Raw genomic sequence first — 15,064 nt, forward strand, 5'->3', positions numbered from 1 at the left:
CGATTCCTCCATCAGGCCCGGCCCTGAAACCTCCGCCCTTCGACGACGCCGAGTGACGCTCGACGGACGGAAGTTGACCGGCAAGGCCATGACCGAAGCTGACCGCCACGGGGCATCAACCCGTTCATTCCGTGCATGCGCAGCCGAAGTGGCCCGTCTGCTGGACCTTGGGGTTGCGGCCGACGTGCCCGAAGACCGGCGCGCGCGGCACCTGGCCGGAGCCGCGCGGAAGCCACTGCTGGAACGCGCCGGCCTGCCCGAGGAGTTCTTCGACCCGCTGATGGCCGCCGCCGTCCACGACCCGGACGCAAGCTTCTGGCGCTGGCCGCAACCGCGCCTCTGCCACCGCCCGCCTCGCACTCGGGCAGCTTGGCCAGCACGACATCGAGCAGGCTGCCGACACTGCCACCGGCGGGTACGCGTTGATGGGTGCCGACCCGTTCCCGCCAAGGCTGCGCAGCCTCCCCTGCGACTTCCACTGAGGCCTGATCACCCTTGGCGCCGGAATCGCCGGTTACGCGAGAGTGGACCGACCGAGTCCACGTCCGGGGAGGCCTCAGTGACGATCGTCCTGCGCCGCTACGAGGCCGGCGCTCTCCCCGCCGACCACGTGCACCTGCTCATCGACGTCCACGCGGACGCCTACCGGGACCAGGCCGACGACCCGTTCGTCCAGCGATTCGACTGGTTCGCCCGCCACTGGACCTCTCGGCCCGGTTACGCCTGTGTCGTGGCCTACGACGGCGACGAGCCGGTCGGCTACTCCTACGGCGCCCCGCTGGAGGACTCGCGCGAGTGGTGGCGCGGACACCTGCTGCCACCCGCCGACACCTCCACCTTTGCCGTGTCCGAGGTCATGGTGCGCCCCGGCTGGCGGGGGCTCGGCGTCGCCGAACGCACCCATGAGGTGCTGCTGTCCGGCCGGGGCGAGGCTCTGGCCGTGCTCCTGGTCGACGTCACCCACCCTCGGGTCCAGGCCATGTACGAGCGCTGGGGGTACGCGAAGGTCGGCGAGCGGCGGCCGTTCGAGGACGCTCCGCTCTATGCGGTCATGGTCCGTTCCCTCCACAGGCCGCCCGAGGCGGCTCCGGAGAACTCGCCGTCCTAGAAACCGGGTTGTCACCGGACCAGCGGCAACGCAGGCCGGTTGCCGCCTCGGACCCGCCGACCTGCCCGGCCCCCGGCCTGCCCGGCCGGGGGCCGGCGATGCGGGAGCCGGCGCATCCCGATCCGTGGCCGACTCGGCTGTCCGGAAGGGTGGTTGGCTTCCATCCCGGCCGCCCGCCCAGGACGGCGGCGGAGGCGACGACGGCCGACCGTGGAGCGCCGGGTCCGCCATCCCCGTTCAAGACCGGCGTGATCAGGCATGCGCCGTGGGCGCGGTCGGCGAGGCGCGAGGTGTCGAGGCGGTCTCCGGCTCGGGTCGGGCCGGGTGGTCTATCGGGCCGGCGCGATTCGGGTTGGAACCCGCTGCCGGGTGTGAGGGGCCCCGATGCGCCCGGGTTGGCCGAAAACCATCACCCCCGCCCGGGGAACCAGCCCGCCCCCGCGCCCCGCCGCGCCGAACCCGCAGCCCGCCCGCAGCCACCGGCGGACCTTGCCGCCCGCCCCCAACGCGCACCGCGACCGGCCGGTTCAGCACGATCCGGCCGATCCCCGCGGCGGGCAAACCGGGCGAACCACCGTACGGGAAACGGCGGTTAACACGCCGTCCACGAAATGGCAACGCCTTGATCGCCCTCCCGCGACGTGGATAACTGTGACTCCCGCCGAGCCCGAACGCCCGGTCGGGACCCCCGGACCCGGCCGCCACCACGCGCCGTCCCGGCCCCACACCCACCCCGCACGGTCGAGGGGAACCCACAAGTGCGCCCATCCGACTACGAGCCGTACTGCCACGCCGACCCCGTCTTCTACGACGACCCGGCCGTGCGCGACGACTCCGGCGAGCTCTACCCGCCGGCCACCGCACCGGTGCCCCACGGCTTCAGCCGCAGCCGCGACGGCGTGTGGGTCTACCTCCACCCGGACGGCACCACCCTGCCCGACCAGGGCTGGAAGGTGCACGTCTCCGCCGCCCTCGACGAGGCCGAGCAGGTCATCGACACCGTGCTCGCCCACTGCCGCGACCGGCGCATCAGCGTCAAGTTCCTCGCCGGCCCCGAGATCGTCCTCAAGGCCAACGCCAAGTACGCCCCCCGCGGCGCCAGCGGCAAACTCCTCACCCTCTACCCCCGCGACGAAACCGAACTCCACCGCCTCCTCACCGACCTCGAACCCCTGCTCAAGAACCACCGCGGCCCCTACGTCCTCAGCGACCTGCGCTGGCGCGACAGCGTCCTGTACGTGCGCTACGGCGCCTTCCGCCAGCTCTACTGCCTCGACGAACAGGGCCGCACCGTCTCCGCCCTGCGCGACGCCACCGGCGCCCTGGTCCCCGACCGCCGCCGCCCCGTCTTCTCCGTCCCCTCCTGGGTCACCATCCCGCCCTTCCTCGCCGAACAGGTCCGCACCCGCGCCCAGCAGCACAACGCCCCCGACGACTTCCCCTACACCATCGAACGCGCCCTGCACTTCTCCAACGGCGGCGGCGTCTACAAAGCCCGCGACCGCCGCGACGGACGTACCGTCGTCCTGCGCGAAGCCCGCCCCATGGCCGGCCTCGACCAGCACGGCACCGACGCCGTCCAACGCCTGCACCGCGAACGCGACATGCTTCAACGCCTCGCCGGCCTCGACTTCGTCCCCCGCCTCCACGACCACCTCACCGTCTGGGAACACGAGTACCTCGTCGAGGAGTTCATCGAGGGCGAGAAACTCGAACGCTTCCTCTTCACCGGCCGCCACCCCCTGCTCACCGCCGACGCCGACGCCGCCGCCATCGCCGAACACACCACCCTCGCCACCGACTTCGCCGACCAGCTCGCCGCCATGCTGCGCACCCTGCACGAACGCGGCGTCGCCTTCGGCGACCTGCACCCCGGCAACATCATGGTCCGACCCGACGGCCGCCTGGCCCTGGTCGACTTCGAGCTCGCCTTCGACCTCGAGGACGGGCAGCCGCCCGCCTTCGGCGCCCCCGGCTTCATCTCGCCCGCCGCCCGCGCCGGCCGCGCCGTCGACACCTACGCGCTCGCCTGCCTGCGCCTGTTCCTCTTCCTGCCCCTGACCTTCCTCATCGAACTCGACTCTGGCAAGGCCGCCGACCTCGCCCACGCCGCCGCCCGCCGCTTCGACCTGCCCCCGCACTGGGCGAAGCAGCTGCTCGCCGACCTCGCCGCCGCCACCGGCGGCACCCTGCCCCCCGGCCGCCTCGAAACCCCGGGCGGCTGCGCCACCACCGACCTGCCCGACCCCACCACCCCGGGCGGCCTGTGCCACCTCCTCACCGACCTCGCCGACGGCATCCTCGCCGCCGCCACCCCCCACCGCACCGACCGCCTCTACCCCGGCGACCCCGAACAGTTCGCCCGCCAGGGCGTCGACCTCGCCCACGGCGCCGCCGGCGTCGTCTACGCCCTCGCCACCACCGGCCACACCGTCCCCGACGACCACCTCGACTGGCTGCTGCGCGCCACCCGCAACCCCAAGGCCGTACGTCCCGGCCTCTTCGACGGCCTGCACGGCACCGCTCTCGCCCTCGACGCCGCCGGCCGCACCGCCGACGCCCGCGACGTCCTCGAGCGCGCCCTCCACCTCACCGACACCCGCGACGGCCTCGGCGTCCTCGGCCCCGACCTCGCCTCCGGCCTCGCCGGCATCGGCCTGGGCCTGCTCCACTTCGCCCACCGCCACACCGACCCCGACCTCACCCGCCGCGCCCGCACCCTCGCCGAACGCCTCACCCGCCCCGACGCGCCCGCCCCCACCCGCACCGGACTCCTGCACGGCGCCACCGGCACCGCCCTCTTCCTCACCCGCCTGTACGAACACACCGGCGAACCCCACTGGCTCACCGCCGCCGAACACGCCCTCGCCCGCGACCTCGCCACCGCCCGCCTCGATGCCTCGGGCCTGCTGCTCAACCACGACGACCGCGCCAGCGCCTACCTCGCGAACGGCTCCGCCGGCGCCGCCCTGGCCGCCCGCGCGCTGGCCCGCCATCGCCCCGACGACACCGAACTCGCTGACACCGTCGAGCAGTTGGAGAAGGCCTGCGCGGCCGAGTTCGTCCTGATGCCCGGCCTGTTCGAAGGCCGCGCGGGCCTGATCACCGCGCTGGCCGCCTCCGCCTCACCCGCCGCCCGCGCCCAGGCAGGGCGTCAGATCGCCCGCCTGTCCTGGCACCTGGTGCGCCACCAGGGCCGCGCGGCCGTCCCCGGCCACCAGCTCTTCCGACTCTCCACCGACCTGGCCACCGGCTCGGCCGGCCTCCTGCTGACGCTGCACGCGGCGTCGCACGGGACGGGCACCGCCCTTCCCCTCCTGGACCACCGGGGCGCCGCCGCGCCCCGGTGAACGAGAAACACCCGCCGAGGCCTCGGCCGACGCGGTGGCAGTGCGCACAACCCATCCGATCAACCCATCCGATCCGAACCCGGATCCGAACCGGAAACAGAGGTGTGACATGGCTTTCATCCTGGACCTGCAGGGCCTGCACGAGGAGTCCGAGTCCTACGTCGAGTCGCTGTGGTGCAGCCACTGGTCCTCGCGCGCCTGCATGTGAGGCACGGCGGCGGCCCCAGCGGCCGCCGCACCCACGGTGCCCGCCTCCCCGGGGGAGGCGGGCACCGCCCGTCCGCCCGCCGTGTGCCCGCGCGTGGGGGCGAGTTCCCGTGCGTTACTGGTGGGTTGGTTAGACTGCGGCGGACTTGGTGTGGTGGTGAAGGGGTGGGGTATGGGCGTCGGGGAGAGTTGGATGACGGCGTGCGAGCCCGGGCTGAGGAGCCGGTGGGTTTGCGGATACGTCAGGATGTTCCGCATAGTGCGCGGATGTATGACTTCTTCCTTGGTGGGAAGGACAATTTCGCTGTTGACCGTGAGGCGGCTGAGCGTGTTCTGACGGTGTTTCCGACGATGCGTACCGCGGTGCGCGCCAATCGTACGTTCATGCATCGTGCCACGCGTGCTCTGGCGCGGCGGGGTTTGCGGCAGTGGTTGGACATCGGTACCGGTATTCCGACCTCGCCGAATCTGCACGAGGTCGCCCAGGCGGTCGAGCCGCGGGCCCGCGTCGTCTACGTCGACAACGACCCTGTGGTCCTGGCCCACTCCCGCGCCCTGATGACCAGTACGCCTCAGGGCCGCACGGCCTATGTCCATGGTGATGTGCGTGATCCCGCCGCGATCCTGAACGCCCCCCAGGTCTGCGAGACCCTGGACCTGTCCCGGCCGGTCGTGCTGTCGATGGTGGCGCTCGTCCACTTCGTGCCGACCCTTGAGGAGGCCCACGCTCTCCTCAGGCAGTTCCTGGATCCGCTGCCCTCCGGCTCCGCTCTGGTCCTGTCCCACGCGACTGCCGAGCTCGACCCGGTTGGCGCGAACAAGGTCGAGGAGATCTACAACCAGGCCGGTACCACCCTGCGCCTGCGTCCCGAGGCCGAGTTCGCGACGTTCTTCGAGGGCCTGGACTTGTTGGAGCCCGGCATCACTCCCGCCCATCGCTGGCTCGTCCCGGGCGAGGACACTCCTGCTGACGATCTCCTGCCGCCGACTGTCACCGACGCGCAGGTCTCCTTCTACGCGGCCGTCGCGATCAAGCCCTGACCGCCCGCCTCGCGCCCGCCCGCACCTGGCTGCGCCCGCCCGCCCGCACCTGGCGGTACTTGCCTGGCGGTGCCTGGCCGTGCCCGGCTGCACCTGGCGGTGGTTGCCTGGCGGTGCCTGGCCGGCCCGGTGGTGTTTGGCTGTTTTTCACGCGTTCGGGTGGGGGGTGGTTGGGTGTGGGCTGGGGGTGGCACAACGGCGGGCATGACGATCTCCTCCGCCCGGCGTCCGCGTCGGCGTCCCATCGGTGACCTTGCCGCTGTCCCCGTTCCTGTCCCGTCGCCGCGTCCGCGCGGTGGTGTGCCGCGGTGTTGTCGTACCTGGAACAGTGAGCATCGCTTGCCCGGTGGCGAGGTGGTGCGCACTATCTGGCACCAGGTTGCCTGCCCGGCCCGGTGATTGCCCGGTGGCCGTGCTCTGGCCGCCGCCCGCTGCTCGCCGGTTGGTGATCACGAGGGGCTGCGGCGACGCCTGCCCCTTCTTCTTCGGCAGGACGTACCTGGACTGGAAGCTGGAGGACCCGGCCGGCCGGGGTGTCGAAGCCGTCTGCCCGATCCGCGACGGGATCGGGCAGGGCGTCCGCGGCCTGCTCACCGGCCTTGGCGTCGGGCCCGCCGCGTGAGCGGTGCCGCCACTGGGCCGGTCCGGGTGGCCGGCAGGCCGCCCGAACACGTCGAACAGGTCGGGAGATCTACTGGCTCGGCATTGTCGGCGGCGGCGCGACCTTCGAGGCCACCGTCCCGATCCGGTAGGCGTTCGACGCCGCCGCCCGGCCGCCCGGCCGCCCGGCCCGGCCGCCCGGCCACCGGCCGGTCGCGTTCGGCCGGGCGGGTAGAGCGCTCGGCCGGAGTCCCTCCTCGGTCACGAAGGCTTCGATCCGCTCGTCGGCGGGGGAAGCCATCCGCCAACCGGTGCGCCGGTACGTCGACGTCGAGCTGCCGTACGTGCGCCGGTCCGGCCCCGCCGCTGCCCGTCCCGCCCCGGGGTGCCGGACCGGGTCGGGGCGTAGGCCGGCCGGTGGGTCAGGCCTCGGGGGGTGGGGTGGGGGCGGTCGGCGAGTTTGAGGTAGATGAGGCCGGTGATGATGACGGTCAGCCACAGGGCCCGGGGTGCGGTGAGGGATTCGTCGAAGAGGGCGGGGCCCAGTAGTGCGGTGCCGACCGTGCCGATGCCTGCCCACACCGCGTAGCCGGTGGCGACGTCGATGGTGCGCAGCGCGGTGCTGAGTGTCCACAGTGTGAGGAGGAAGAACGCGACGGTGGCCAGTGACCAGGCGGGGCGGGTGAAGCCGTGGCTGGCGCTGACGCACAGTGCGTAGCCGACCTCGAAGCCTCCGGCGAGCAGGAGTATCAGCCAGGGGCGGCCGGGGCGGCCGGGGCGGCCGGGGCGGGCGGTGTCGGTCACGGCGGTGTCGGTGGTGCCGGGGCCGGTGTCGGGGGTGCCCGTGCCGGTGGTGTGGGTGTGGGTGGTGTCGGTCGCGGCGGTGCCGGGGCGGGTGTCGGTGGTGTCGGTGTCGGTGGTGTGGGTGTGGGTGGTGTGGGTCATGGGGCGGGGTCTTTTCGTGGGGTGGGAGTTGGGGCGGGGGGTGGGGGGTTCAGGCGGAGCCGCTGAGTTGGAGGCCGGCGACGCCGGCGATGACGGTGGTGATGCCGAGGGCTTTGCGTCCGTCGAGGTGTTGGCCGAACAGGGGTGCGCCGAGCAGGGTGATGCCTACGCCCGCGGTGGAGGTCCAGATGGCGTAGCCGGTGCCGACGTCGAAGGTCAGCAGTGCCTTGCTGAGGAAGTAGGTGCCGATGGCGCCGCTGGCCAGGGTGGCGGCGCTCCAGCGGTGGTTGGTGAAGCCTGCGGCTTTGCCGGCGGCGAGGGCGACGGCGATCTCGAAGATGTCGGCGATGGCGAGGTAGAGCCACTGCATGGGTGGTTCCCCAATCCACTAGTTGCTTGTACGTGCAAGCTTTCTGTGTCCGCAAAGCCCCACGCGGCGAGGCGGGCGGGGCAGCAGAAGATTGCATGAGCAAGTAATTTGCTGTCAAGCGCCCAGTGGAAGGCCCCGGGCGCGCGGGGCGCCCGGGGCCGAGGGGTGGGGGTGAGGGGGCGTCAGTGCCGGGCTGTGGCGTGCAGGGCCTGGACGGTGGGGCCGAGCTCGGGTCGGTGGTGAGGGTGTTCAACGCGGACCCGTGCGCGCAGGCTGGACGTGGGCCCGTCCGGGTGGGGAGGGTTCAGCGGGACCGGGCGTGCGGGGCTGGAGGGGGCCGGCTCGGGTCGGTGAGGGTGCAGCGTGGACCGTGGTGCGCAGGGCCTGGACGGTGGGGCCCGGTCCGGGTTGGTGGTGAGGGTGTTCAACGTGGACCCGTGGCGCGCAGGGCCTGGACGGTGGGGCCGAGCTCCGGGTCGGTGGTGAGGGTGTTCAACGCGCAGGACAGCACCTCCGCATAGGTGGCGCGGGCGGCTTCGTAGCGCGCGCGTCCTTGTTCGGTGATGACGGCGTAGACGCCGCGTTTGTCGGAGGGGCACAGGTCCTTGACCGCGAAGCCCGCCGCTTCCAGGCGGCCCACCAGGCGGGTGACCGAGGACTGGCCCAGTCCGACTCGCTCCGCGAGGTCCTGCATGCGCAGCTCGCTCGTCTGCGAGTGCTGCAGGTGCTCCAGCGAGCGGTACTCCGACAGCCCGATCCCGTGCCGGCGCTGCAACGCGGCCGCCAGCTCGCGTTCCACCCGCGTGTGGAGGGCGAGCACGCGGCTCCACGCGGCCTGGTCGGAGGCGGGCAGGGGCGCGCGGGGCGGGCGGGGGGTGTGGGGCGCGCGCGGTGACGCCGTCATGGGCGCCTCCTCTCGGAGTCGTCGGTCGACCGCCAGAATACCTGCACATGCAAGCTTCTGGGCTTGACCGGTCACGCCCCCGGATATTCCGGCCGGTCCGCAAAAACCGGCACCCGAAGCAGGTCGGCCGCCCGTCGAGAAACCCTCGTGAAAACTCCCGGCCGTCATCGTGGCGCCGAATTCCCGCCCTTCCCGGAATGTCCGGGGCTCGGCCCGCCGCGTCACCGGGCAACGGAAATCACCCGCGGAACCGGTGGGGCGCCCGGCTGTCCCACCGCCCCCCCGGCCTTGCGCACCACCGCGTCATCACCGGAAAAAGAGGGGAAGGGGGAAGGGGGATGGGAAGGGGGAATGCCCGTCTACGCCGCCGTGCCCGCCGCCGCGCCCGCCGCGCCGCGCCCGCCGTGCCCGCCGTGCCCGCCGTGCCGCTGCCCGCTGTGCCCGCCGTGCTCGCTGTGCCCGCGGCCCGCTGTGCCCGCCGTGCCGCGTGCCGCGCCCGCTCGTGCCGCGCCGTGCACCGCCGTGCCCGCGGCCGCGCCCGTCTACACTGCCGCGCCTGCCGTGCCCGTCGTGCTCGCCGTGCTCGCCGTGCTCGTCTTCTGCAGGTACTCGGTCAGGCATGCGACGGAGATCAGGGCCAGGTTGTGTCGGTGGGCGAACGCGCGTAGTTGCGGCAGTCGGGCCATGGTGCCGTCGGTGTTGGCGATCTCGCAGACCGCCGCTGCCGGTCGCAGTCCGGCCAGCCGGCACAGTTCTACCCCGGCCTCGGTGTGGCCGGCCCGTGCGAGGACGCCGCCGTCGTCGGCGCGCAGTGGGAAGACGTGGCCCGGACGTACCAGGTCGCCTGCCTCGGTGGCCGGGTCGGCCAGCAGGCGCAGGGTCAGTGCCCGGTCGGCCGCCGAGATGCCGGTGCTGATCCCGGCGGCCGCGTCGACCGAGACGGTGAACGCGGTGCCGTGGTGTTCGGTGTTGCGGGTGACCATCTGCTCCAGCTCCAGACGGTCCAGGTCGGCGCCGGCCATCGGCGCGCACAGCAGCCCGTGGCACTGGGTCATGGCGAAGGCGACCAGTTCGGCGGTGGCGAGTTCGGCGGCGAAGACGATGTCGCCCTCGTTCTCCCGGCTCGCGTCGTCGACGACGACGACCGCGCTCCCGGCTGCGATCTGCTCCACCGCGACCCGGACCGGGTCGAAGGCCGTGTCCTCGCCCGTGTCCTCGCTCTGTGCCTCGAAGGGCCGATCCAGCAGGCCGCGCTCGAACGAGCCGCGCTGGAGGGGGACTTGGTCGAAGGTGCCCCGGTCGTAGGAGCCCTCGACGGCGCAGGGGTGCGGCAGAGCATCGGTACTGGTCATGCCCATGGGTCCTAACCTCGGCGGGAAACTGGGGTGCGGAGCGCGAAGCGCGGACTCCGAACTCCCGGGCCCGGGCCGGGTGGCCGGCCGGTCGGACTCGGACGGGGCGTCGAAGGTGCGGCCCATCGGAACTCTCCTCGCGCTCGGGGCGCGGACGTCCGGGGCATCTGGGCACGGGCGGAGCAAGGGGCCGTCCACCACGCCGCAAACGCGGCAGCCCGCGGCCCTGGCGAGGGCCGACGGGATACCACCCCGGCGAATCGGGGGAGGACCCTGCCCGCCGCGCACTGCCTCCCTTCCGGACTTTGACCGTCGGTCCAGGAGTTCCACCTGGTCAACCGGCCGCTGGAGGCGACCGGGTCGCGGACTGTAACCGCCGGCTCGGAATTTCACCGACCCCGGAGTGCGCAAACGTCTTTCAACGTCCGCCAACCTGGCACACCCGCAGCCGTCTTGACAAGCCGTCACCATTGACGCCCGCACGTGGGATGCGTCACGTACCCGTCGTTGTCGGGCGCCGCCACCCTCCCCGAGCGGCCCGTATTGCCGATGCTCTCCACCCGTGCCTAAGATCCCAGCCGCCGCCGAACATCCGCCAGTTGACGAAACGCCACGCGAAAAACCAGCCGGGGACGAACAGGACGACGGATTCCACGAGGACGGGCCACGGCAATCCGGCCACCGGGACGCCGGAATCACGAAACGGGGGAGCGGAACGTTCATGCACGAACTCACCACAGGCCAGAAACCGCCGACGCCGACACCCACACCCACGCAGACACCCACGCCGAAGCCGACACCGTCGTCGAAGCCCACACCGACGCCGACGCCGACACCCACGCCGCCGCCGCCGACACCGTCGTCGAAGCCGCCGTCGTCGTTCGTCCGTGCCCGCCTGGTCGCGGTCCTGCCGCCTCTGGTCTTCGGCCTGGTTCTGCTCGGTACCTGGGAGAGTGTCACCCGTACCAAGGCTGTTTCGGCGTTCTTCCTGCCCGCTCCCGCGACCGTCGCCCGTGCTTTCGCCGACGCCCTCACCCGCGGTTCCCTGCTCGACTACACCCGCCAGACCGTCGTGGAGAGCGCCGCCGGTACCGCTATCGGTATCGCGGCCGCCCTGCCGCTGGGCTATCTGATGGCCCGCAGTACCCTGGCCGCCCGCGCCCTGCAGCCCTACCTCGCCGCCACCCAGGCCGTCCCCGCTGTCGCCCTGGCACCCCTGCTCGCCCTGTGGATCGGCTACGGCCTGCTGCCCATCGCCCTGCTGTGCGCGCTCCTCGTCTTCTTCCCGATGCTCGTCAACACGATGCTCGGCCTGCGCGAGCTGGACCCCGACGTCCTGGCCGCCGCCCGCGTCGACGGCGTCGGCCGCTGGGGCATGCTGCGCCACATCGAGTTCCCGCTGGCCCTGCCCAGCATCCTCGCCGGGGTGCGCACCGGCGCCACCTTGTCGATCACCGGCGCGGTCGTCGGCGAGTTCGTGATGGGCGGTGAGGGCCTGGGCGAACTCCTGGCCGTCCAACGCGGCCAGGCCGACTCCACCGGCCTGTTCGTCACCCTGCTCACCCTCACCCTGCTGGCCGCCGCCACCTACGGGGCCGTCCGGCTCCTGGAACGCGCCCTCGACCGCTGAGCACCACCGCGACCACGACCGCCGAACCTCCACCGACAAGGACGTCCGCATGCGCAAGACCACCGCCCGCTCGCTGGCCCTGCTGCTCACCGCCGCCGCGCTGTCCGCCTGTGCCTCCGACCCCACCGCCGCCACGTCCCCAGGCGGCAAGGGTGGCAAGGGCGGCGCGCTCACCGTCGGTCTCACCTACATTCCCAACATCCAGTTCGCCCCGTTCTACGTCGCCCAGAGCAAGGGCTTCTACCAGGAGGCCGGCCTCAAGGTGACGCTGCGCCACCACAGTTTCACCGACGACTTGTTCGGTGGTCTGACCGCGGGCAAGGAGGACGTGGTCTTCGCGGGCGGTGACGAGATGCTGCAGGCCCGCGCCAAGGACCTGCCCGTCGTCGACGTCGCCACTCTCTACCACACCTATCCGGTGGTGATGCTGGTCCCGCAGGACTCCCCGATCCACACCGTCGCCGACCTGCGCGGGCACAGCGTCGGCACTCCCGGCCCGTTCGGCGAGACCTACTTCGCGCTGCTCGCCCAGCTCAAGGCCGGCGCACTGACCACCAAGGACGTCACCGTCCAGCACATCGGCTTCACCCAGCAGGCCGCCCTGGTCGGCAAGAAGGTCGACGCCGTCATGGGCTACCTCAACAACGACGCCGTGCAGTTCCAGCAGGCCGGCCTCGCCGTGCGCCCCGTCGAAGGCACCGGCACCGGCACCGGCACCGGCACCGTCGAAGGCACCGGCACCGGCACCGGCACTGGCGCCGGCTCGGACGCTCTGCCGCTGGTCGCCGCCGGCCTCGGCGCGACCCGGGCCACCTTGGACCAGCACGGCGAGGACGTGCGCAAGTTCCTCGCCGCCACCCTGCGCGGCGTCCAGTACACCGTCGACCACCCCGAGGAGGCGGTGGCGATCAGCAAGACCTTCGTCCCCGGCATGAACGACCACAAGCAGCAGGAAGCGGCCCTGGCCGTCCTCAAGGCCACCGTCCCGATGCTCAAGGCCCCCGCCTCCGGCAAGCCCGGCCTCAACGACCCTGCCACCTGGGAGAAGATGGCCGCCTTCATGAAGGAGCAGGGCCTGATCGACAAGCCCGTCACCGCCACCGACGCCTTCACCAACGACTACCTGCCCTAACCCCCCCGCCCGCCCCCCGGGGGCCCGTGGCAGGCCGCCGCGGACAACCCCTAGGGTGTGACGGTCCACCACAAGATCGACACCGGGGATCCTCCACCGATGCCTTCGCCCGCCGTGTACAGCCCGCCGCGAACCGCCGCCACCGCCGCCACGGTGGCGCTCGCCCTCGGCTGCGCCGCGCAGTTGTTCGTCCTCGTCGCCGACTTCCGCATTCTCGCGGCGGCGGACGACCGTTTGGCGCTCGACGACGCGGGCCGTCTGTTCGACGGCGCGCTCGTGCTGCAGAACCTGGTCCTGACGGTCGTGATGGTCACCTTCCTCACCTGGTTCTACCGGATGCGGGTCAACGCCGAGGCGATCAACCCGCAGGCGCACCACCAGCTCCAGCGCTGGTGGTCGATCGGTGCCTGGTTCGTCCCGGTCGTCTGCCTCTGGTTCCCCCGGCAGATAGCGGTCGACATCTGGCAGGCCGGCGTCCTGCCGGACCGCCCGGGGGAGCGGGCGCCGCAGTCGTTCACACTGCTCAACTTCGGCTGGGTGGTGTTCCTGGCGGGCATCGGGATCGGTGAGGTCGGCGTCATGGACTACGACCAGGCGCACTACCCGGACAGCTTCCAGGAAGCCGCCCAGTGGATGATCACCGGTGAGACGCTCCTGCTGGCCGGCCTGGTCTGCGCGATCCTGCTGGTCCACAAGATGACGGAGATGCAGGAGCACTACGTCGCCGCCCGCGCCGCCCGCGCCTACGGCGTCCACGTCGGCGAGGTCCAGGGCTGAGCGGCCCGCCAAAGCGCCGAGCCGGCCTCACCCCGCCCGGGCGACGCGCAGCATCGCCGCGCCGTGGGCCGCCACGGTGGCGCTGATGGTGCCGGAGGTCGCGCCCGTGGTGTGTTCCCACAGATCGCGCACCGTGTAGGAGCCGGCCTCCGGCAGGCCGACGGCGGAGGCGGTCGTGGAGATGACGGCCGCCTCGGCGCCCTCGTTGAACAGCGTGACGGCCACCGAGCCGTCGCTGAGGGGTTTGGCCAGGACGTCCAGGCCCCCGAGCGCGCCGACGGGACGGCCCTGCTTGCCGAGGGGGTCCTGGTCCACGGCGATGACCTCGGTGTTCCTGAGGACCGCCAGGGTGCGGGGCGTGGCCGTGCGCAGGTCGGTGCCGGCCAGCAGCGGCGCGGCCATGGCGGCCCACAGCGAGAAGTGGGCGCGTTCCTCGTCGGCCGTCATACCGTTGCCGACCTCCAGCGCGTCCGGGTCGTTCCACGCGCCCGGGCGGGCGTGGTCCGCGAGCAGCGCGTTGACGTGGAAGATCTCCACCATCCGCCGGTAGCTGGGGTCGATGTCCGCGGTGGTGCGCCACAGCTGGCCGACCTCGGCGCCCCAGCTCACGACGTCCTGGTCGCCCCAGTTGCACAGGCTGAAGACGATCGGACGGCCCGTGGCGGCCAGCGCCTCGCCCATCGCCTCGTAGCGCTGGCGCGCCGGGATCGGCTGGGAGCCGGGGCAGCTGTCGTACTTCAGGTAGTCCACGCCCCAGGCCGCGAAGGAGGCCGCGTCCTGGCGCTCGTGGCCCAGGCTCCCGGGGAAGTGCTCACAGGTCTCCGCGCCGGCGCTCTCGTAGATGCCGAGCTTCAGACCCCGGGCGTGGACGTACTCGGCCACGCCCGCGATGCCGTGCGGGAACTTCACCGGGTCCGGCACCAGGCTCCCGTCCGCGGCGCGCTCCCGGCTCATCCAGCAGTCGTCGATGTTGACGTACCTGTAGCCGGCCCCCTTCAGACCGGTGTCGCCGATCGCGTCGACGGTCTGCTCGACCAGCTGCTCGTCGACGTCGCAGCCGAAGGCGTTCCAGTCGTTCCAGCCCATCGGCGGGGTCGGCGCCAGCTCGGCACCGCCCGAAGCCGCGCCCGGCACACCGGCCCAAGCCGCGCCCGGCACACCGCCCGGCACACCGCCCGGCGCAGCGGCCGTCGCGACGGCGGGCGCACCGCCCGGCGCAGTGGCGGTCGCGACGGCGGGCGCAGTGGCGGGCGCGCCGGCGGCCGGGGCGACGGCGAAGCCGGCCACGCTCAGCACGGCCGCGAGCGCGGCGGCCCAGGGTTTGCGCATCATTCCTCCAAAAGGGGGGGCAGGCAGGGCGACAGGACCGCCAGGGGCACTGCCGGGCACCGCCGGGGGGACTTGCGGGGACGGACAACCGATGCTTCGTAATCTGCTGACACCGCGCGGCCGTCAACCGGCAGCCCCTCCACGACCACTCGAACGTGTCAGAGCGCAGGCCTGGGCGGACGTGCCGCCGACCGCGGACGGACATCGGGGACCCGCACCCGCACACGGCGTCAACCGCCCGCGCGGACACGGGCCTTCGGGGCGTGAATGGCCGCTTTCGCCCCACTGCGCCCCGCCCGAAGGGCTACGCTGCGAACGT

The 15,064-nt window shown here is 72.5% G+C and carries 10 protein-coding genes, 3 pseudogenes and 1 riboswitch; of the genes and pseudogenes, 7 read left to right on the top strand and 6 right to left on the bottom strand.

Translation table 11 applies throughout. The annotated features are described in order from the left end of the window. Positions 1-124: 124 nt before the first annotated feature. Positions 125-298: a hypothetical protein gene (locus AB2U05_RS36820; RefSeq protein WP_369185752.1), complete on the bottom strand. Its 174-nt coding sequence runs from the start codon at positions 296-298 to the stop codon at positions 125-127. 261 nt (positions 299-559) lie between these two features. Here AB2U05_RS36820 and AB2U05_RS36825 point away from each other — a divergent pair, with 261 nt between their 5' ends. The 4 genes and pseudogenes from AB2U05_RS36825 to AB2U05_RS36840 form a co-directional block, all read left to right on the top strand. Next, positions 560-1,108, top strand: a complete 549-nt coding sequence (locus tag AB2U05_RS36825; RefSeq protein ID WP_369185753.1) for a GNAT family N-acetyltransferase — start codon at positions 560-562, stop codon at positions 1,106-1,108. Positions 1,109-1,866: 758 nt separating this feature from the next. Next, entirely contained in the window at positions 1,867-4,458 is a 2,592-nt protein-coding gene (gene lanKC / locus AB2U05_RS36830) for a class III lanthionine synthetase LanKC (RefSeq protein ID WP_369185754.1), read from the top strand. 432 nt (positions 4,459-4,890) lie between these two features. Beyond that, complete coding sequence (locus AB2U05_RS36835) at positions 4,891-5,706, top strand: SAM-dependent methyltransferase (protein WP_369186061.1); 816 nt, start codon at positions 4,891-4,893, stop codon at positions 5,704-5,706. A 442-nt stretch (positions 5,707-6,148) separates the two neighbouring features. Further along, positions 6,149-6,328, top strand: a pseudogene (locus AB2U05_RS36840) (phosphotyrosine protein phosphatase); the annotation flags it as partial. 425 nt (positions 6,329-6,753) lie between these two features. Here the strand turns inward: AB2U05_RS36840 and AB2U05_RS36845 are convergent. The 4 genes and pseudogenes from AB2U05_RS36845 to ribB all read right to left on the bottom strand — a co-directional run. After that, positions 6,754-7,110, bottom strand: a pseudogene (locus AB2U05_RS36845) (multidrug efflux SMR transporter); the annotation flags it as partial. Positions 7,111-7,300: 190 nt separating this feature from the next. Then, positions 7,301-7,621 (bottom strand): multidrug efflux SMR transporter, encoded by a 321-nt coding sequence (locus AB2U05_RS36850; protein ID WP_045710073.1) that lies wholly within the window; start codon positions 7,619-7,621, stop codon positions 7,301-7,303. Between the two features lie 424 nt (positions 7,622-8,045). Then, entirely contained in the window at positions 8,046-8,525 is a 480-nt protein-coding gene (locus tag AB2U05_RS36855; RefSeq protein WP_369185755.1) for a MarR family winged helix-turn-helix transcriptional regulator, read from the bottom strand. Positions 8,526-9,139: 614 nt separating this feature from the next. Continuing rightward, positions 9,140-9,769, bottom strand: a pseudogene (ribB, locus tag AB2U05_RS36860) (3,4-dihydroxy-2-butanone-4-phosphate synthase); the annotation flags it as partial. Between the two features lie 388 nt (positions 9,770-10,157). Next, a riboswitch (FMN riboswitch) is annotated at positions 10,158-10,288 on the bottom strand. Positions 10,289-10,922: 634 nt separating this feature from the next. Here ribB and AB2U05_RS36865 point away from each other — a divergent pair. From AB2U05_RS36865 to AB2U05_RS36875, 3 genes are all read left to right on the top strand, one after another. Further along, a complete protein-coding gene (locus tag AB2U05_RS36865; protein ID WP_369186062.1) occupies positions 10,923-11,507 on the top strand; it encodes an ABC transporter permease in 585 nt (194 codons plus the stop codon). A gap of 49 nt (positions 11,508-11,556) precedes the next feature. Continuing rightward, positions 11,557-12,639, top strand: coding sequence for an ABC transporter substrate-binding protein (locus AB2U05_RS36870; RefSeq protein WP_369185756.1), 1,083 nt, complete (start codon positions 11,557-11,559; stop codon positions 12,637-12,639). A gap of 99 nt (positions 12,640-12,738) precedes the next feature. Further along, positions 12,739-13,416 carry a DUF4328 domain-containing protein gene (locus AB2U05_RS36875; RefSeq protein ID WP_369185757.1) on the top strand — a complete coding sequence of 226 codons (678 nt, stop codon included), beginning with the start codon at positions 12,739-12,741 and terminating at the stop codon, positions 13,414-13,416. Positions 13,417-13,443: 27 nt separating this feature from the next. On the opposite strand, the gene AB2U05_RS36880 is transcribed toward AB2U05_RS36875, so the two are convergent. Further along, the gene (locus AB2U05_RS36880) at positions 13,444-14,745 is read right to left on the bottom strand and encodes a glycoside hydrolase family 27 protein (protein WP_369185758.1); all 1,302 of its coding nucleotides are present in this window, start codon (positions 14,743-14,745) and stop codon (positions 13,444-13,446) included. Positions 14,746-15,064 lie beyond the last annotated feature (319 nt).

Origin of the sequence: Streptomyces sp. Y1 (genome assembly GCF_041053115.1) — a bacterium.
Taxonomy (GTDB): domain Bacteria; phylum Actinomycetota; class Actinomycetes; order Streptomycetales; family Streptomycetaceae; genus Kitasatospora; species Kitasatospora rubellomurina.

Bases quoted from the DNA above. Each gene is read 5' to 3' on its own strand.
- AB2U05_RS36880 (WP_369185758.1), bottom strand. From the start codon at position 14,745: ATGCGCAAACCCTGGGCCGCCGCGCTCGCGGCCGTGCTGAGCGTGGCC.
- AB2U05_RS36855 (WP_369185755.1), bottom strand. From the start codon at position 8,525: ATGACGGCGTCACCGCGCGCGCCCCACACCCCCCGCCCGCCCCGCGCG.
- AB2U05_RS36850 (WP_045710073.1), bottom strand. From the start codon at position 7,621: ATGCAGTGGCTCTACCTCGCCATCGCCGACATCTTCGAGATCGCCGTC.
- AB2U05_RS36870 (WP_369185756.1), top strand. From the start codon at position 11,557: ATGCGCAAGACCACCGCCCGCTCGCTGGCCCTGCTGCTCACCGCCGCC.
- AB2U05_RS36875 (WP_369185757.1), top strand. From the start codon at position 12,739: ATGCCTTCGCCCGCCGTGTACAGCCCGCCGCGAACCGCCGCCACCGCC.